The organism is Sporomusa sp. GT1 (genome assembly GCF_014634905.1).
Taxonomy (GTDB): domain Bacteria; phylum Bacillota; class Negativicutes; order Sporomusales; family Sporomusaceae; genus Sporomusa; species Sporomusa sphaeroides.
The window spans coordinates 204,971-223,680 of sequence record NZ_BMBX01000004.1; the positions used below are offsets into that span (position 1 = coordinate 204,971).

Genomic DNA, 18,710 nt, shown 5'->3' on the forward strand with positions numbered 1-18,710 from the left:
AGACGATTATGGAACTGTTCATAGCCGAGTCCCAATGGTTGCTGCTACTGCTGCTTTTACCGTTTTTGGTATTGCTGATATTATTGTTGTTTGCTAAATCGATTGCGCGTTTTTTTATAAAACGTATGACCGTCGCTGCGCTGTCCAAGCTGCTGACCAAAAAATACGAGCGGAATCTTGCCGAACTCTACCCCTCGCTGAAACGTTTTTCCTTTTTGCATTTGATCGAAATGAGCTTACGTGCCGAAACGGGAAAAGCCATCGCCAGACCGTTAGGCTCACCTAAGTCTTTCGCCGGCTATGATAACCTCATGCTTTCCCCCCGGCAACTGACTTCCTTTGCTCTGCCCGAAAGTACCCGCATAGATATGAGCGTAACCCTTGGCCCCAAGGCGGAAAAACCGTTAACTCTCAAAATCCCCCTGATGATCGGCGGCATGGCCTACGGCTTGGCCCTCAGCGAAGAGGCCAAGCTGGCTTTGGCCAAGGCATCAAAAATCCTGCAAACAGCCACCAATTCCGGCGAAGGTCCGTTTTTACCCGAAGAACCGCTGCTTGCCGGCAAATTCATCCTGCAAATCTGCCGCTGGTCGTGGGGTGGGAGAACCGATCAGCAAATTGCCACCGCCGATATGTTAGAAGTGCAAATGGGGCAAGGAGCCGATATGGGAACCTCACGCATCGATGCGGTCGATGTGGAAGGCAGAGCCCGCATCCTGGGAGGCTTGGCTCCCGGTGAACCGGCAATTGCCCTGCCGGCGCCGCCCGGGGTGCAAACGCCGGCAGACTGGCCTGCTTTTATGCAGAAATTACGGCAGAGAGCTAATGGTATTCCCATAGCCTTGAAGCTTATGGCTACCGGCCGGCTGGAAGAGGAATTGGCGATGGCGATTCAATTGGGGTTTGATGCCGTCATGCTTGACGGTTCCGGCGGCGGCTCGCATGCCACCGCTCCCATTAAGCAGGATGATTTTGGTATACCCAACATCTATGCTTTGGTGCGGGCCAAACGTTTGCTGAAAAACACTTCCATCAGTTTAGTGGTGGCAGGCGGTTTTTTTACACCAGGCCAGTGTCTTAAAGCCCTGGCCTTAGGGGCGGATGCCATCTATTTGGGCACCGTTCCGCTATTGGCCCTCGCCCACAACCAGCTTAACAAAGTCGTCCCCTGGGAACCGCCTACCACTCTGGTATATTACAATTCACCGACCAAAAACCAGCTTGATATCGGCCAGGCTGCCACCAGTGCAGCCAATGTAATCACCTCAATGGTGCTGGAAATGGAAGAGACCATGCGGTCTTTGGGGAAGGCTTCTTTTAAAGAGTTTAGTATTAATGATTTTGTTGCTTTGGATTCCACCACGGCAGAGATTACAGGAGTGAAGGAAATGCTGATTACCGGTAACAACCAGCCTGTTAAGGAATGACACTATGCCCATATTGATAACAGATACGCTGTTGCTGCTGCTGATACTGCTTTTGCTGGTTCTTATGCCGGCAGTATTGCTCGTTCTGGCCAAACCTCTTTTTCGTTATTTCATGAATCGTATCTCTGACGACGCGCTAACCAAACTATTTACGGAAGATTACGATCAGAATCTGGCCGAGTTGTTTCCGTCCGTAAAGCGCCTGTCTCTCTTAAATTTAATTGAGATGAGTCTGCGTGCCGAAACGGGAAAACTTATCGAAAGGCCATCAGGCTCGCCAAAACAGTTCCTTGGCTATGATAACCTTATGTTCTCTCCCCGGCAAATGACTAAATTCTCCTTGCCTGAAGACGCTAAAATCGATATGAGCGTAACCCTCGGTCCTAAAGCGGAAAAACCGCTGACCATAAAAATCCCTTTACTGATTGCCGGCATGGCTTATGGCACGGCGCTCAGCGAAGAGGCGAAACTGGCTTTGGCCAAAGCGTCGAAAACCCTGCAGACGGCGACAAATTCCGGTGAGGGTCCTTTTCTCCCCGAGGAACCGCAGGCTGCCGGCAAATTCATTTTACAAATTTGCCGCTGGCCGTGGGGCGGAAGGACCGATCAGCAAATTGCCGCCGCCCACATGCTGGAGGTGCAAATGGGACAAGGCGGCAGCATCGGTTCAACCCGCACCAAGGCGGCAGATATTGCCGGCAGAGCGCGCCTGCTGGCCGGCTTAGCCGCCGGCGAGCCGGCCAGCCCCCTCCCCGCACCGCCGGGGATACAAAAGCCGGAGGATTGGCCCATTTTCATGCAAAGGCTGCGCCAAAGAGCCAATGGCATCCCCATTGCACTTAAAATCATGGCGACCGAGAACCTTGAAGAAGATTTAGCGCTGGCCGTAGCTTTAGGCTTTGATGCCATCGCCATTGATGGTGCCGAAGGCGGATCCCATGCCTCCATCCCGACCAAACAAGATGATTTCGGGCTGCCCAGTTTATGCGCTTTGGTTCGGGCCAAACGGTTTTTGGCAAACACCCCGGTTAGTTTAATCATCTCCGGCGGATATTTTACCCCAGGCCAATGTCTAAAAGCCCTGGCCCTCGGTGCGGACGCCGTCTCGCTGGGTACGGTTCCTCTGTTTGCCCTGACACATAATCAAATCACCAAAATCGCCCCCTGGGAACCGCCCACCGCCCTGGTATATTACAATTCACCGGCCAAAACACAGCTTTCGGTCGGACAGGCCGCTACCAGCGTGGCCAATGTACTGACTGCAATGACTGCGGAAATGGAAGAAGCCATGCGGGCTTTGGGCCGGTCCTCCTTAGCCGAGCTTCAGCCTGATGACCTGATTGCTTTGGATTCCATTACTGCCGACATTACCGGCGTAAAGCAGGCGCTTGGCGCAAAAAAATCCGCAGACTAAAAGTCTGCGGATTTTTGCTGGTAACAAATATACTTGTTTACTTGGCTTTTAGTTTATAGGCAAAATACAAACCCAGCAACCAGACCGGGGCAATATACAGTGAGTAGCGCATCTCAGGCATCAGTGCCATAATACCGACAACCAACACTAAAAAGGCCAGGGCAAAATAAGACGCCAACGGATACAGCGGCATTTTAAACAAAATTGGTTCGTTGGTTTGCTGGTGATGTTTGCGGAATTTTAACTGAACCAGCAATATGGTGGCCCAGTTAATAATAATCGAGATGGTGGCTAAGGCCATAAAATATAAGAAAACCTTGGCCGGGTCCAAATAACTTATTAATACCACGATTAAAGTAAACGCCGTTGAAACCAGCACGGCATTTACCGGCGCGCCCGCCTTATTGAGTTTGCCCAAAAGCTTCGGCGCATTGCCTTGCTTGGCAAGCCCGTACAGCATTCTGCCATTACTGTACAAAGCGCTGTTATACGCCGACAGGGCGGCTGTAAGCACGACAAAATTCAGCAAATGAGCCGCCGAAGGAATACCTACATGCGAAAATATCTGAACAAACGGGCTGCCTGTTGTCTCAATGGCATTCCAGGGGAATATGGCTAAAATAACGATCATCGCCCCTACGTAAAACAGCAGAATTCTCCAGACTACCTGGTTAATGGCCTGAGGAATGGTTTTTTCCGGGTTTTCCGCTTCGCCGGCCGTAATACCCACAAGCTCGACACCGCCAAAGGAAAACATGACCAATACCAGTGACATAACCACCCCATAGAGACCCATTGGGAAAAAGCCGCCATGGGCCCATAAATTACTAAGCCCCACAGGCTGTCCCGCATTGCCGATGCCGAAAAAAATCATCGCCACACCAAAAACAATCATGCCGATAATGGCCAGCACCTTGATAATAGCAAACCAAAATTCAAACTCGCCATAGGCCTTTACATTAATTACATTAATCAGGGTAACGACTACCAGACACACCAGCGCCGACAGCCAGGTGGGAATATCCGGAATCCAATAATTAATATAAGTGCCGATAACCGATAATTCGGCCATGCCAACAACCACATAATTAAACCAATAGTTCCAGCCGGAAATGAAGCCCGGAAGCTCACCCCAGTATTGATAAGCATACTGACTGAAAGAACCTGATACCGGATGGGCTACCGACATTTCCCCCAGCGCCCGCATAATAAAGAAGATAACAATACCGCCAACCAGATAGGATAAGGTAATCGCCGGTCCCGCCATTTTCACCACTGTAGCCGAGCCGTAAAACAACCCTGTGCCAATAGCTCCCCCGAGCGCAATCATTTGAATATGACGATTCTTGAGGCCACGCCGTACTTCTTGTTGTGTATGACTTTCGTCCATGGTTTTCCGCCTTTCTACTCTCGTTCTATTTCATTACCCCGCAACCTATCATAATATTATGTGAAAACTTAAAAACTCCTGCCGCTTTGATATGATTGTACAAAAAAATTACTACCTTTCTTACCGGATGTACATTCCCACAAAACAAAAGTATACTCACTAATCCGGTCAGATATATCTGCAACCGCTGCCCCAGCAGTAGGAAAAGAGAAAAGGCCCGCAGAACCAGTGCCTGTAGAGCCTTTATACAGTTGTTGCCTTATATTTAATTCTTTGCCGTCATTCTCATAAATATTTTAGCTATCTCGTTTAAGGTCAAGGGGATTAGACTAAACAGGATGACAATCCCCCAGTCTCCGCCGGAAAGCATTTGCAGCTTAAATGCATCGGCAAGAAAGGGTATCGTTATAACCCCAAGCTGGAGCATAAAGCCAACGACTACTGCAACCACCAAATACTTGTTGGAAAACAGGCCAAGCTGGAAAATGGACTTCGTAGGACTCCTCATGGCAAATGAGTAAAACAGCTGGGAACCGGCAAGAACTACAAATGCCATAGTTCTTGCATATGTTAATACCTCTTCCGGTATATTGGCAGATCCCAGGCTATAGCCGTATTCGTTCAAGCCAAAGTAAAAGGCGACCAAGGTAAGAACACCGATTAAGGTTCCGCCAAGCACCGCTCTGGCGCCGGCACCGCCGGCAAAAAAGCTTTCCTTGGGATCTCTTGGCTTTTTCTTCATAACTTCCTTATCGCCGGGATCAACACCAAGGGCAATCGCCGGCAAGGTATCGGTGATTAAGTTAATCCAGAGTATCTGGGTGGCCAGCAGCGGCACCGGCCAAAAGAACAGTACCGAAGCAAAAATAGCGACAACTTCACCCAGATTGCAGGAAAGGAGAAATATTACCGATTTTCTGATGTTATTGTATATATTTCTGCCTTCTTCGATGGCATGGACAATGGTTGTAAAATTATCATCTGCCAGGATCATGTCACTGGCACTCTTAGACACATCTGTGCCGGTGATACCCATGGCAACCCCGATATCGGCATTTTTTAAAGAAGGTGCGTCATTAACACCGTCACCGGTCATCGAAACAACATTTCCCTGTTCCTGATAGGCTTTAACAATCTTAACCTTATGTTCGGGTGATACTCTGGCAAATACCCGATAATTGTTTATTTTGCCTGCAAATTCTTCCTCTGACAAGGCATCTATTTCCGTACCCGTAATACTCTGTTCCAGCGCCGAGGCAATGCCCAGTTCTTTGGCAATCGCAGCCGCTGTATTCTTATGATCGCCGGTTATCATAACCGGTGTAATACCGGCGCTCTTAGCTTGGGCTATCGAGTCCTTAACCTCCAGTCTGGGCGGGTCGATCATGCCGACAATCCCCAAAACAGTCAGGTCCTGCTCCATTTCCTCCGGGTCAATTACACGATCCGTATCTTTATAGGCGGCGCCAAGCACCCGCAAGGCATCGTCTGACATTGCCTCAGCAACCTGTAAGTAGTTTGCTTTCATCTCTGCCGTTAAGGGGACAACCTGACCATTGACCAAAGCGTTTTTGGCTATTTTTAAAATATTATCAATAGCGCCTTTGGTATGAACTCTGTAGCCAGTTCCCTCCTGGTTGAGGGTGGACATCAGCTTTCTGTCAGAATCAAACGGCTTTTCACCAACCCGTTTATACTCGGTATGCAGCCTTTGCCTTGACAGGTCATATTTATCCCCCAGCACAATCAAAGCAACTTCCGTAGGATCACCGGTGCCCTGGCCATCTTCATAGGTGGCGTCAGAGCACAGGACAAAGGATTTCATTAATTCCTGTTCTTCCTGCCTGGCCTCAAACCCGGTTCCTTCTGACGGGACATTCTGAAGGTTATCTAATGTATAAAACTTCACCACCGTCATCTTGTTCTGGGTGAGTGTGCCGGTTTTATCTGAACATATGATACTTACAGAGCCGAGGGTCTCAACCGCAGGCAGTTTTTTAACAATTGCGTTTATCTTTGACATTCTGGTGACACCCAGCGCCAGAACGATGGCAACAATTGCCGGAAGACCTTCAGGAATAGCGGCAACAGCTAAACTTATGGCGGTTAAGAACATCTCAAATAAATCTCGTTTTTGGAAAAAGGCGATAATAAAAATGAGCACACATACGGCAATAGCAATAAAACCCAAAACCCTGCCAAGTTCATCCAGACGCTTTTGCAGGGGAGTCATTTCTTCAATATCCTCATCCAGGATCTTAGCAATTTTGCCAATTTCCGTTTCCATCGCAGTGGCGACAACAACCCCTTCGCCTCTGCCATAGGTAGCCAGAGTTGACATAAAGGCCATATTGGTTTTATCGCCAATCGGCGTCTTCGGGTCCGGGTGTATGTTGTTGGCATCTTTCTCAGAGGGAACCGATTCGCCGGTTAGCGCCGATTCTTCTATTTGAAGGTTGGCGCTTTCAATCAGTCTGATATCGGCAGGGATAAACCGCCCCGCGTCGATGACCACAATGTCGCCTACTACTATGTCTTCAGAGTTAATTTCCTGGATTTGTCCGTCACGTTTTACCAGTGATTTCGGCGTAGTCATTTGCTGCAGCGCCTCAACCGCTTTTTCTGCTTTGTACTCTTGGATAACACCAATAGCCGCATTTAAGAATACTACTAACAGAATGATAATTGCGTCTACATATTCACCAATTACCAGGGTGATAACGGCCGCCCCCAGCAGCACATAGATCAGCATATCCTGAAGATGGGAAAAAAATAGCGCTATTAAACTTTTCTTAGGTTTACCCTCGAGCTTATTTTCACCATACTGAGCCAGCCGGGCCTGCGCTTCTTCGGTAGTCAGCCCCGTAGCCGGGTCGACCTTACATTCTGTAAGAACTTCCGGCGCCGATTTTGCAAACCACATAATCAGTCACATTCCTTTCTGTTACATAATCACGACAAGTGTTATTCATCCAATAAAGAAAATACGACTTGCTCCGAGCCTTTGGCGACAGCGGCAGCCGATGGGATAAAAATCCGGGCGCAGCGACCGCTTAATCCGATTGATGCATTCTTGAAAAGTTTAACCCTCTGTAACCATGGTTATGTACCTACAGCAAAATAAAAAATGCGGATTAGTTATTGACAATCAGGCTTTCAGGCTGCCGGCCAAACTGTCCACCCGGCGCATAGCCTGTAAAACCATATCGGCGGTAACGGTAAACGGCATATTTTTCATGTCCGGAGTCAATATCGTCGCCGCAGCCACCACTGTTAGCTCCTCTGCAGTCAGGTCAAGGAGCTGACTCATCGTTGTGGGAACCGCGCAACGTTCGGCAATATGTATTGCTTCAATAATTTCAGCATCCGAACGGTCTTCCAAAGCCAACAAAAATAAGTTGCCATAACCAACAAGCAGCCCATGTCCGACTTCATGCGCTCTCGGTATTTTGGTTAAGCCGTTATGCAGGCCGTGTGCGGCGGCGGACCGGATTTTTTCCCCGCCGAAAATCGAAGCCAGCCCTGCATATAAAATAATGGCATCCACCGTCGAATCCAAGGCTTCATGGAATATTTTCGACTCCACGGCTTGCCGGGCTTCACCGCCAAACCGCTCAATCAAATCATAGCATAACCTGCCGTTTGCCAGCGCAGCCAAGGTCATACTGGTTTTCTCCGCACACTCGATACTGACGCGATACTCATACCATTTAGCCATGGTATCGCCCATACCGGCCGCCAGCCAGCGGACAGGCGCATCAAGAATAACCTCAGTATCAATGACGGTTGCCGCCGGACATTCATCAAAAGACACTATCTCGACGAACTCACCCTCATCAGTGTAAACAACCGATACCGTAGTAATCGCAGCACAAGTCGCTGCAATAGTCGGAACGGTTATAACCGGCAGCTGACATTCCCAGGCGATGATTTTACCAATATCAAGTGCCTTGCCACCGCCAACGGCAATCACACAATCGGCTTGCGATTGTTTTGTTGCCGCAACTAACTCATTGATGTTGCGCCGCGAACATTCTCCGCCATACCACCGGCTTGCGGCAATGCTAACTCCGGCCTTTTCCAGACTGACATGCAGCTTCTGCTCCGTCTTGGTCAACGCGGTTTTGCCACCTACAATAAACGCTTTTGTTCCTAAAGTCTTGCAATAATCCCCCAGCGAACCCAATGCGCCAAAGCCGCGAAATACTTTACAGGGGAAATCCACCCTTTCAATTATTGTTCTCACAAGCTACCCACTCCCTATACTTAGTTGTGATGTAAATCTCACAGCTTTTGCAGCTTTTTTTCATCAAAATATCACTAGCAATCCTTCTGTAATCGATACCCGTAGTATTCTTTTAGTATATAGACAGGCCATAAGTTCGTCAAGGGTATTACAAACCGTAAATAATCCGGTCTTTTCATTGACAAAACAGCAATAAGAGTCCGTATCACCAAAAGTGGCGCGGACTCTTATTGCACGCTTATCTTATCGAATGAAGTTTGTCATTTTCTTTCTTTCCAGGGCGACAGGAGGTACCAAAGGTTTACCGGCAGCCAGAACCTTTAATAACCAGGCCATATTTTTGCCTAAAACACGCATAATTTGATTACCTTCCTCATCCTGTTCCGCTTCCCCGGGTTTAAGACCATGAGTGACATTCCAGTAATTTGTCGTCGGTACAAGCATCTCGGAATACGTGATATAGTGGTTCAGCGAATCAAAGGTTGAAACACCGCCCGACCGCCTTACCGCCACCACGGTTGCGCCAACTTTATGCCGCAGCATGGACTTGTTAACCGAAGTCACATAAAAGGCCCGGTCTAAGAAGGACTTCATTGTCCCGGCAATGCCGGCATAATGAACCGGTGAGCCTAATACGATTCCATCAGCTTCCTTCATCTTCTGAATCCAGTCATTTACCCCGTCATCGCCAAATACACAGCGTTCATCCTGATTTTTGACACAACCCATACAGGCCGTGCAACCTCTTATAACCTGGTTGCCAACATGAATGAGTTCAAATTCTATGCCTTCTTCTTTGAGAGCTTCCCCGACAACGGCAAGTGCATGATGGGTATTACCTTTCGCGCGGGGACTTCCATTAAAAGCAACTACCTTCATAATTTACGCCTCCTAAACAGCATCGCTAAATTATTGGCACAGAAAGCGCCTTTATCAGTACCATTATATATTGGAAAATACAGCTACACAAGTCCGCACCAAAATGGTGCTTTGCATAAATTCATTTTTCAGGATAATACTACCTATTATGGAAATCGCGGAATGGGGGGTTAGTATGAAACAGCAAAGTAAAAATCCAAAAGACGTAGATCTTGACGCCGCCCGGGTCAGCCATGACAGCGGTTATCTCACCACCAATCAGGGTGTTGGTATTAGTAACACCGATGATGCTCTCAAAGCAGGCAAACGCGGCCCAACCCTAATGGAGGATTTTATCTTCCGGGAAAAAGTTACCCATTTTGACCATGAACGAATTCCTGAGCGCATTGTTCACGCTCGCGGGTCAGGAGCACATGGTTATTTTCAGGTTTATAAAAACCTTACTCATCTGACAAAAGCTCATTTTCTCAGCGATCCCAAGCTGGTTACGCCGGTCTTTGTCCGTTTTTCCACCGTTGCAGGCTTTCGCGGTTCTGCGGATACAGTACGGGATGTCCGTGGTTTTGCGGTCAAATTCTACACGCAGGAAGGCAACTATGATATTGTTGGCAACAACATGCCGGTGTTCTTTATTCAGGATGCCATTAAGTTCCCTGATCTCATCCATGCCTTAAAACCGGAACCCAACAATGAAATGCCCCAGGCGGCCTCAGCCCATGACACCTTCTGGGACTTTGTGGTGAATACTCCGGAGACCATGCACAATGTCATGTGGCTGATGTCTCCCCGCGCTGTTCCCAAGAGCTATCGCATGATGGAGGGCTTTGGCATTAACACCTTCCGTCTGGTCAACGCCAAAGGTGAGTTTAAATTTGTAAAATTTCACTGGAAGCCTATTCTGGGTGTCCATTCCCTCGTCTGGGATGAGGCCCAGAAGGCTGCTGGCAAAGATCCTGATTTTAACCGCCGGGACCTTTGGGAGAATATTGAAAATGGCAATCCGGCCGAATTTGAACTTGGCATTCAGGTGCTGGCTCCAGAGGATGAGTTCAAGTTTGATTTCGATATTCTGGACTGCACCAAGCTTTGGCCTGAGGAGTTAATCCCTGTGCAGAAAATCGGCAAGATGACACTGAACCAGAATCCGGATAATTTTTTTGCCGAAACAGAACAGGTGGCTTTTTGTCCGGCCAATGTGGTGCCCGGCATCGATTTTACCAATGATCCTATGCTCCAGGGCCGGCTGTTCTCCTATCTGGACACCCAGATTTCCCGTCTGGGAGGTCCCAACTTCCAACAGCTTCCCATTAACCGCCCGCTGCCCAAGGTTAACAACAACCAACGGGACGGCATGCACCGCATGACCATTGACAAGGGGCAAACCAGCTACTATCCCAACTCCCTGAATATGGGAGAGCCTCACGCCGCCCGCGCCGGTGAAAGCCATTTCGAACACTATCAGGAAAAGGTGGATGGCCACATTGTCCGGGAACGCAGTGAGAGCTTCCGGGATCACTACACCCAGCCGGCGTTGTTTTGGAACAGTATGTCTGACTGGGAAAGAAAGCACATTATTGATGCTTTCCGGTTCGAGCTGGGCAAATGCAAAAATAAGAATACCCACCAAAAGCTTGTAGATATGCTGGGCAATGTTGATCCGGAACTGGCCCAAAAGGTTGCGGAAGGCTTGGGCGCCACCCCTCCGGCCAACACGGCAAATCCTACAACAGTTTCCTCAGCCGCACTCAGTATGGCCAATACTGCAAATAGCCCGAAAACCAGAAAGGTAGCTATCCTGATTGGAAACGGGTTCGACAAAGCACAGTTTGATGCTATTACCTCCGCTCTCACAGCCGCCGGTGCTTGTTTTGATGTGGTATCCTGCAAGCTTGGACCAGCCACTGCTCAGGATAACAGCACGGTAGAGTGTACCCAGACTTACACCACCACGGCCGCCGTCTTTTACGATGCTGTTTATATCCCTGGCGGCTCCCATATAGAGTCCCTCAAAGGCTCGGCAGATGTACAAAGTTTCCTCGGAGACACCTTTAACCATTATAAGACCATCGGTCTGAGCGGTGAAGCGACAGCTATGCTAACCCTGTTGCGACCTGGACAAAATGCGGAACCAGGCGTCATCTGCGATCTAACCGGCAACATGAAGAGTTATACTGCTGCGTTTCTGGAAGGACTTACACAAGGTCGCCATTTTCAGCGAAAGCTCTGATAATCTCAGCGGCACGCAAAACTAAATTCTGTTAAACACAACAAACCCGTGTAAATCAAAGATTTACACGGGTTTGTTGCTGGTGCGCCCGAGAGACTCGAACCCCCGCAAAACGCGGTTTAGAAGGTAAGTCAACCTGACCCTATTTTCCCCGGAAATAATCTTCATCTTTCCTGGAAACACTAAAAAATAAAAGCTGAGAGGTATTAAACATGTCTAAAGGTGATAGTGGAGCAACTCAACAAGATAGCTTCAATAAAAACGTGTCCGAGCAAGCACCGGTCAAATACAATAATCCGCCAACAAGCGGTGCAATTCAGGATAAATTACGTGATGAGCCTGCTGTTAAAGCAAATCAAAATGTTTATGACGCTTTGTCAGAGTAATCCAGCCAGGAGGACGTCATGACAATATTTGCAATCGTAATATTAATAGCTATCATCGGTTTGGTTATTGTATATTTTGACAGATTGACTTCTCCTTGGCGGTAATTAATGGCCTCACCGCTATAATTGCCACTCCCTGATTACACGGCCACAGGGGCAGGTATAAAGAACAAACCACTTCATCCAGAAGGATCAAGCGGCTAATCAATGCTTCCCCATTAAGTTTTAAGCTACACTTTCTTCTAACTCTCTAATAAAATCAGGTAAGTCGGCCAGCAACTCTTCCAGTTCTTCTTCAGTTAAAGTAATCTCCAAATTATCAGGTGCCTTCTCCATCACTAACACCACCTTCAGTTAATAATGACTAACTCAATAATATACCAAAAATCAAGATAATTAGTTAAGACCTTGTAAACATTTGGTTAAAACCTAGCGATAACCCTGCTTACAAAACGCAAGCAAGCCTTCCAGCCAACGCCGGAAGGCTTGTTCTTTCTGGTGCGCCCGGAGGGACTCGAACCCCCGCAAGACGCGGTTTAGGAAACTGTTTTATATATTTGCCTCCATATGCTTAAACCAGCAGAAATAGCGCATTTCTTAGGTTTTAAATTGCTGTCTTTTGCCGTAAAAATAGCTTGTTTGCCGCGACTTTCACGGCAAAATTCACGGCAACAGGATTCTCTGAAAAAACATTGCTCTTAGACGTATTTGTCGTTTTAGACTATTTTGTTACCCTGAACAGGTATATTGGAAATCTGTTTTATCCATGCAGACTTTTTTGAAATATATGCATTATATGCTTTTGACCGAGAACTACGGTCCATGTTCCTAAAAAGGATATTACGAATAGAGAATACTGTAAAATCAGCCATTGCGTACGAGTTCTCCTGGGAACACGGTCATGATAATTACTTAAGGCTTGCCAATTTTAACCAATCATTGCTGGCTGATGTTAGTAAACTAATATCAACAATCCAGCAAGACATATCACGTAATTATCCCAGTAATCAATCCATAAAACATTATCTTGAGACCCATGGTTATGTTCCATTATGGGTTTTAGTCAATATATTGACTCTGCATCCCTTTTTATTGCTGCGTAAGCACGCGGATTAATATGCATGACGATAGTTTCCAAAGCAAAACCACCTATAATGACACATTATATATAGCGTAAATATGTAATTGGTGTTACACTTTTTGTCAATTAATTTTCAGATACAAAAAGCCCTTTGAAAATCAAGGGTTTTTCGACTTTTTTTGTTGACGGAATTGAATAGAAACCAGGTTATGATTTGGTATCAACAGATAACTTTTTTTTAAAATTACATTTTGGACAATGTATTAAGTGCACTATCCCTTTTTTCCGCTGTTCTGAATTAACATTTTCATCTGTGATTTTTGCCCCACAAAAAGGACAATCCATAGGTAATCTTATAGACATTTTTATTTTCCCCCTTTTAGTTTTGACTTTGCAATTTTTTTACATTTTTTGCATAGTGGAGTATCTAACGATGTGGGCATGGCACCAAACGAAACCCCGCTTTTAAAGTATCCTGCATATCCGCACAAAGACACATTACTTGTCTTAGAGTCTTTGTCGCGGATATGTATAGTCTCATGACTTCCATATTTTACTTTTTCTAATTTCATTTGATATTCCTCCTTAATTTTTTTAATTTCTTGACCATTGCGTTTCGTGGCGAATGCTTCCCCGAGTTTTATTCACTCTTGGCACGCTAAGCGCAATGTCGGTCTTTTTAAAAGTCTTCTGCGTCGGCCTCCCATCGTTCTATACGACAGATTTTCCCAAGCAATATGCAGTTTTCAAAGAACACTACGAAAACATCAATTTTGGCAACAAAAAAAGGACACAGACAGCCAAAAACTAACTTTTCGACTAAAAATGGGCAAACTACACCCTATTTTTAGTGATGGAAAAATTAGTAAAAGGCTATCGGTATCCTTAGGCAACCCCGACTACACCACGGGGTTAAATTCGCTCGCTTTTTATATTTGGGTTAATTGGGTTTAATTTACATTTTAACCGATAGATTACTTATGCAATTGTCTTATTTTAGTATAATACAAACCCTTGGATTTTACAATTATAATCAAATTAGCGATATTTCTGCACTGCTGCCTGTTATTTGCCCTCATTTACTCCACATGAATCCCAATACTAATATTTCGAATTTTTAGATGATTGTTATTTTACAAAAGCCAAAGCCATCGGTATAAAATTGTATTTTTATAGACAAAGTATCGTAAAGCACACATAGTATTACCCTATATGGAGCCATGTCAGGCATTCCCTATGGAGCTATTACTATTCCAATTGTTCTTCCCAGCTTTTTATGGCTGCTGAGTATTTGTACCCCATTATTCCTAAGCTCACTTTAATTTAAGGGAAAGTTTCACCTCAACATTTTTTGCAAAGAAAATGTTGAGGTGATTCCAGTTAGTAAACTGACTACCCATTTATATTTCTAGACGCTATCCACTATAAAATTCGTGAAAACCATCAAATTATCACCAAAGCCGCATATGTAGTTTTAGGCGTTAATCTAGAGGGTTACAAGGAAATACTGGGCATTTGGATTGGTGAAAACGAAAGCAGTAAGTTTTGGCTTAGCGTGTTAAACGAGCTGAAAAGCCGCGGAATACAAGATGTCTACATGTTTTGCGTAGACGGGCTAAATGGTTTTCGGGAGGCTTTGGAGCTGTATATCCTATGGCCGGAATCCAGCGTTGTATTATTCATCAGATTCGATCCAGCATGAGGTATGTTAACTATAAACATGCAAAAGCCTTTACCGCAGACCTAAGAGAAGTCTATACCGCTGTTACTGAAGAAGCGGCTCTTGAAAATCTTATGAGCTTTAAAACGAAATGGGGTACAAAATACCCAGCAGCCATAAAAAGCTGGGAGGACAATTGGGATATTTTGTCTACTTTCTTGCATATCCACCGGGAATAAGGAAAATCATATATACGACTAACATTATTGAAGGACTGCACAGGCAGTTTCGCAAAGTCACAAAAACTAAGGCCGTATTTCCGAATGACGATTCTCTGCGCAAGATGCTCTATCTAGCATCGAATAATATCACTAAAAAATGGACCCAGCGTTACCGGGACTGGGAGATGGTATTAAACCATTTAGCCATACTTTTTGAAAACCGCCATGCTATTTAATTGCCCATAAAATATGATTCCCTGGACAGAACGGAGCATTCACGCTAACGCGTGCATACTACCGAGCTGTCCAGGGAGAACAATAGCTAAGGGGCAATGGGTAACTCTACTTATCAATAAAATCGCCTAAATTCTTGCCATAAAGATTTTCTATTTACACAAAATTAGACGCATACCTAAAAATTAAAACCGGCTTTTCATTTTGCCGGTTTTAGTCGAAGAGCATTTTTTTTGAATGTCTGGATTCCAATGATTTACTTATCCTCAAAAATCAGGATGGTCCTCTAACCACTGTGCGCGTTGATCCATCGGACAAAAAAACCATTCGCGGTTCTCCGATGTATCGGTTTCGTGGATGCCTTCTAACCACAATTGATAAGCATCCTCAGTCTTTAAAGCTGCTTCGATTTCCGGTTCATCATCTCCATGGATATTTCGCAGGCTATGTAAAAGATCTTCGTATGTGTACTTATCTACAACTATTTCCTCTTCTGGTCCTTCCATATTTTCGATGTCTGCTGATGTGAGATAAACTGGATCAACCTCCCATTTTTTATCTGGCTCATCCTTTTTGCTTCTCTCAGATAGTTTAGACAACCCAACCCCTAACACTACACCGACGAATATAATACCACCCCAAAACGCTACTTTTCTAAACTTTTTAAACATTTTTTCCCTACTTTCCTTTTTTATATCTTCTTCTCTTTTGTGGATTCTTTCAAGAGCTCGACTAAGAGTTTCATTATCAATGGAGCATTTACGTGGCATTTCTTTTTTCAAAGGTTCTTGGACGACGAATTCTCTGCATAATTTCCTCTTATAATTTACTCCTGACAAATTCATTTTCGGCGCTAAACGCGCTGCCATTTCTTTAATGTTATCCATATAAAAGTTTCCTCCTATAATAAAAATTTTTCTACGGTGGTGCGTTTTCATCGCGAATGCTTCTCCGAGTCTCGTGACTCTTGGCACGCTAAGCGCAATCCAAAGTCTTCTGCAACAGCGCTCCCATCGTTCGATACGACAGACTTTCCCAAACAATATGTAAGATTTCAAAGATCACTACGAAGATATCAATCATAAAAACAAAAAATACCAATAGTTGATTACTCGCTTGAAAAAGGGCAGACTTCACCCTGTTTTTAATTCAAGTAATCAACTATCGGTATTTTGACATGCCATACACGGGATTTAATTCGTTTTTTTTATGGGTTAGATGATTTCACTAAAATAGTAAAATCAACATTTTATTTTTTTACCCGATAGTGTATATGAAATTATATTACATATTAAATATACACCAACCCTTGGAATTTGTAAAGTAACTATTTTACCTTTCTCCGGCTTTTTCGGTTGAATCTTTTTGTTGTTAAAGCGTATTTTAAAAGGCACAACCCCTGAAAAAAATTAATAAAAATAATAATAGTCGTCAAGGCGATGCTTCTGTGCGATATGTGGTCAGGTAGGCGTTAGCCGTGAGCTGTCCACCATATCCACACAAGAAACAGGGGGACAAGCACCTTGTTTTAAATACATAAAATATAATGACAATCATCCTATTTCTAAAACCGCTACCTGCAGCCCATCAGAAGTACCTCTGAAATCTACATTTCAAACAAAGCTACAATCTGCCTAAGAATAGTCAGAACTTCTCTTCTTACTCTAGCAAGAAAGTGCCGTAGCATACAAATAGCATACAAAACTATAAAAAAGCACACAACAACGGCAAGGCTGGAAAACTCCAAAGCCTTGCCGTTGTTGTATTTAGATGGTGCGCCCGGAGGGACTCGAACCCCCGCAAGACGCGGTTTAGGAAACCACCGCTCTATCCACCTGAGCTACGGACGCAGATTTCATATCTTTTTCGCCATTTCCTCCATACCAAAAGATGCAATTGACAGTCGCGCAAGTGATGTCAACCCGCATAATTGGCAGCTTCGTCGGTAATGGCAATACTAAAGATAACGCTATTTAGTATAGCATTTTGAATGAGGCATTGTCAATTGTCGGGTATTGCCAATTTTCCTTCCAAGCCTGATAATCACTGAATCACTACGTCATATCCCTCATGCCGAAGTGCCTGCAAAGCGCATTCCAGGTCTTTGGCTTTTACCAAAATGTAATCTGTGTTGTAGGTAGAAACAGCAAAAATGCTTACCTTGGCTTTAGCAAGTATTGTGGCTACCACCGACAATATGCCTACCAGGCTAAAATCCAGTATGCCGGCAATTTTTAGTGCCCGCCAGCCTCTTTCACAGACGACATCTTCGGGGATAACCACCTCAGAGCAGACAATAGAAAGCTCCTCCGTTGTTTTCGTAATGGAAAAAAACTCGCCCCGATAAGCCCACTGCGGAATACTCTGGCTTGCACACAGCCGGCAAACACCCAGTGTGTCAACTAAAACCTCGAACTTTAATTTTTCTGTCATTACTTACCTCCCCTCCTCATAACAGCCTCACCACTATCCGGAAATCCAGTCAATGTTGTTTTTGCTTTCCTGTATGTCGTCGACAGTATCTGCCACACCCATATCATGCTACTATCCCCTGACATTTTGGCCTTGACAGTAAATAGATTTTTAATAATTGCATGCGATAATCAAGTCGTAGAATTTTAAGCACTTATAGGAGGAATGCATGTGGCAGCAAAGGTAATTCCGTTTCCTGACAAGTATGAACCCAATATACCGGAAATAGAGAAGCTTATGCGGGAATGGTTGTGCAATGTGTCAGATGAGCGCAATTTCATTGACACGGTTGCCGCACGGATGATGAGTTTTATTCAGAACTATGCCAATACATGGTTTGAACCAAATTTCAATTTATCAGTACCGCCAACATTGACTTTTGAAGAGCGGAAAGCCCTCATAGCCTCCATTGAAACCGGTGTTGATGAGACGGCCAGGCAGGTGCAGGAGATGATTAACAGGATAATCATCGAACGGTTTTTGCTTGAAATAGAAATATATGAAACCAGGAAAAGCCAAACGCATTTTTCCCTAAACGGTAAATGAAACAGCCGCATAAAGGCCCGAAGCATTTGTAGAGTAATTAACTACAGATGCTTATTTTTTTGTTATGGCAAAATCCAACCTCAAAATGGGTTCCCTACTTGCTGCTCATCTGGGCCAATACATAATAATCATAACCCCAATCAACGATATTACACCGCCGATAATATCGAATTTATCCGGTACAACCTTATCCACGCCCCAGCCCCAAAGAATGGACAAGGCGATAAACACACCGCCATAGGCGGCATACACCCGGCCAAAGTTCGCCGGCTGCAAGGTTGGTATCACCCCATACAAGACAAGAATTACGGCGCCGGCGACCGCATAGCTAATCCCTTTGCCTTCCCTTAGCCAAAGCCATATCAGATAGCCGCCGCCAATCTCAAATAAGCCTGCCAGGATAAAATACCCTATTGATTTTAAAAGTTCCATACTCTCCCCCACTGATTGATAATCGTTTTCATCCATCTATTTACTATAGCAGATTTTAGGCAAAGCGTAAATAAAAGGGAATTTTACAAATGCCC

15 protein-coding genes, 1 tRNA gene and 1 pseudogene are annotated in these 18,710 nt (G+C 45.2%); 7 read left to right on the forward strand and 10 right to left on the reverse strand.

Annotation, left to right across the window (positions count from 1 at the left end):
- Positions 1-8: 8 nt before the first annotated feature.
- On the forward strand, positions 9-1,427 hold the full coding sequence (locus GT1_RS08405; protein ID WP_075756246.1) for an FMN-binding glutamate synthase family protein: 1,419 nt from the start codon (positions 9-11) through the stop codon (positions 1,425-1,427).
- 4 nt (positions 1,428-1,431) lie between these two features.
- Positions 1,432-2,841 (forward strand): FMN-binding glutamate synthase family protein, encoded by a 1,410-nt coding sequence (locus tag GT1_RS08410; RefSeq protein WP_188398329.1) that lies wholly within the window; start codon positions 1,432-1,434, stop codon positions 2,839-2,841.
- 37 nt (positions 2,842-2,878) lie between these two features.
- Here GT1_RS08410 and GT1_RS08415 read toward each other — a convergent pair whose 3' ends face one another.
- The 4 genes from GT1_RS08415 to GT1_RS08430 all read right to left on the reverse strand — a co-directional run bounded on the left by GT1_RS08415 (position 2,879) and on the right by GT1_RS08430 (position 9,356).
- Positions 2,879-4,231 (reverse strand): amino acid permease, encoded by a 1,353-nt coding sequence (locus GT1_RS08415; RefSeq protein WP_188398330.1) that lies wholly within the window; start codon positions 4,229-4,231, stop codon positions 2,879-2,881.
- A 265-nt stretch (positions 4,232-4,496) separates the two neighbouring features.
- Positions 4,497-7,154, reverse strand: a complete 2,658-nt coding sequence (locus GT1_RS08420) for a calcium-translocating P-type ATPase, PMCA-type (RefSeq protein WP_188398331.1) — start codon at positions 7,152-7,154, stop codon at positions 4,497-4,499.
- A 225-nt stretch (positions 7,155-7,379) separates the two neighbouring features.
- Positions 7,380-8,477 (reverse strand): iron-containing alcohol dehydrogenase family protein, encoded by a 1,098-nt coding sequence (locus GT1_RS08425; protein ID WP_188398332.1) that lies wholly within the window; start codon positions 8,475-8,477, stop codon positions 7,380-7,382.
- A gap of 243 nt (positions 8,478-8,720) precedes the next feature.
- Positions 8,721-9,356: a flavodoxin family protein gene (locus GT1_RS08430; protein ID WP_075756250.1), complete on the reverse strand. Its 636-nt coding sequence runs from the start codon at positions 9,354-9,356 to the stop codon at positions 8,721-8,723.
- A gap of 175 nt (positions 9,357-9,531) precedes the next feature.
- Here GT1_RS08430 and GT1_RS08435 point away from each other — a divergent pair, with 175 nt between their 5' ends.
- From GT1_RS08435 to GT1_RS22725, 3 genes are all read left to right on the forward strand, one after another.
- Positions 9,532-11,583: a catalase gene (locus GT1_RS08435; RefSeq protein WP_188398333.1), complete on the forward strand. Its 2,052-nt coding sequence runs from the start codon at positions 9,532-9,534 to the stop codon at positions 11,581-11,583.
- A 212-nt stretch (positions 11,584-11,795) separates the two neighbouring features.
- Positions 11,796-11,969: a hypothetical protein gene (locus GT1_RS08440; protein ID WP_158027076.1), complete on the forward strand. Its 174-nt coding sequence runs from the start codon at positions 11,796-11,798 to the stop codon at positions 11,967-11,969.
- 747 nt (positions 11,970-12,716) lie between these two features.
- On the forward strand, positions 12,717-13,085 hold the full coding sequence (locus GT1_RS22725) for an Abi family protein (protein WP_188398334.1): 369 nt from the start codon (positions 12,717-12,719) through the stop codon (positions 13,083-13,085).
- Between the two features lie 172 nt (positions 13,086-13,257).
- On the opposite strand, the gene GT1_RS08450 is transcribed toward GT1_RS22725, so the two are convergent.
- Together GT1_RS08450 and GT1_RS08455 are read right to left on the reverse strand one after the other, a co-directional pair.
- A complete protein-coding gene (locus GT1_RS08450) occupies positions 13,258-13,413 on the reverse strand; it encodes a hypothetical protein (protein ID WP_188398335.1) in 156 nt (51 codons plus the stop codon).
- 2 nt (positions 13,414-13,415) lie between these two features.
- On the reverse strand, positions 13,416-13,622 hold the full coding sequence (locus GT1_RS08455) for a hypothetical protein (RefSeq protein WP_188398336.1): 207 nt from the start codon (positions 13,620-13,622) through the stop codon (positions 13,416-13,418).
- Between the two features lie 821 nt (positions 13,623-14,443).
- Between GT1_RS08455 and GT1_RS22155 the strand changes: the two are divergent.
- Positions 14,444-15,167, forward strand: a pseudogene (locus GT1_RS22155) (IS256 family transposase); the annotation flags it as partial.
- A gap of 264 nt (positions 15,168-15,431) precedes the next feature.
- Here the strand turns inward: GT1_RS22155 and GT1_RS08475 are convergent.
- From GT1_RS08475 to GT1_RS08485, 3 genes are all read right to left on the reverse strand, one after another.
- Positions 15,432-16,052, reverse strand: coding sequence for a hypothetical protein (locus tag GT1_RS08475; RefSeq protein ID WP_188398339.1), 621 nt, complete (start codon positions 16,050-16,052; stop codon positions 15,432-15,434).
- Between the two features lie 884 nt (positions 16,053-16,936).
- Positions 16,937-17,015, reverse strand: a tRNA-Arg gene (locus tag GT1_RS08480).
- A 193-nt stretch (positions 17,016-17,208) separates the two neighbouring features.
- Entirely contained in the window at positions 17,209-17,598 is a 390-nt protein-coding gene (locus GT1_RS08485) for an ACT domain-containing protein (protein ID WP_188398340.1), read from the reverse strand.
- A gap of 210 nt (positions 17,599-17,808) precedes the next feature.
- Between GT1_RS08485 and GT1_RS08490 the strand changes: the two genes are divergently transcribed.
- Complete coding sequence (locus GT1_RS08490; protein WP_075756253.1) at positions 17,809-18,183, forward strand: hypothetical protein; 375 nt, start codon at positions 17,809-17,811, stop codon at positions 18,181-18,183.
- A gap of 105 nt (positions 18,184-18,288) precedes the next feature.
- Here GT1_RS08490 and GT1_RS08495 read toward each other — a convergent pair whose 3' ends face one another.
- Complete coding sequence (locus tag GT1_RS08495; protein ID WP_075756254.1) at positions 18,289-18,615, reverse strand: YnfA family protein; 327 nt, start codon at positions 18,613-18,615, stop codon at positions 18,289-18,291.
- Between the last annotated feature and the right edge of the window lie 95 nt (positions 18,616-18,710).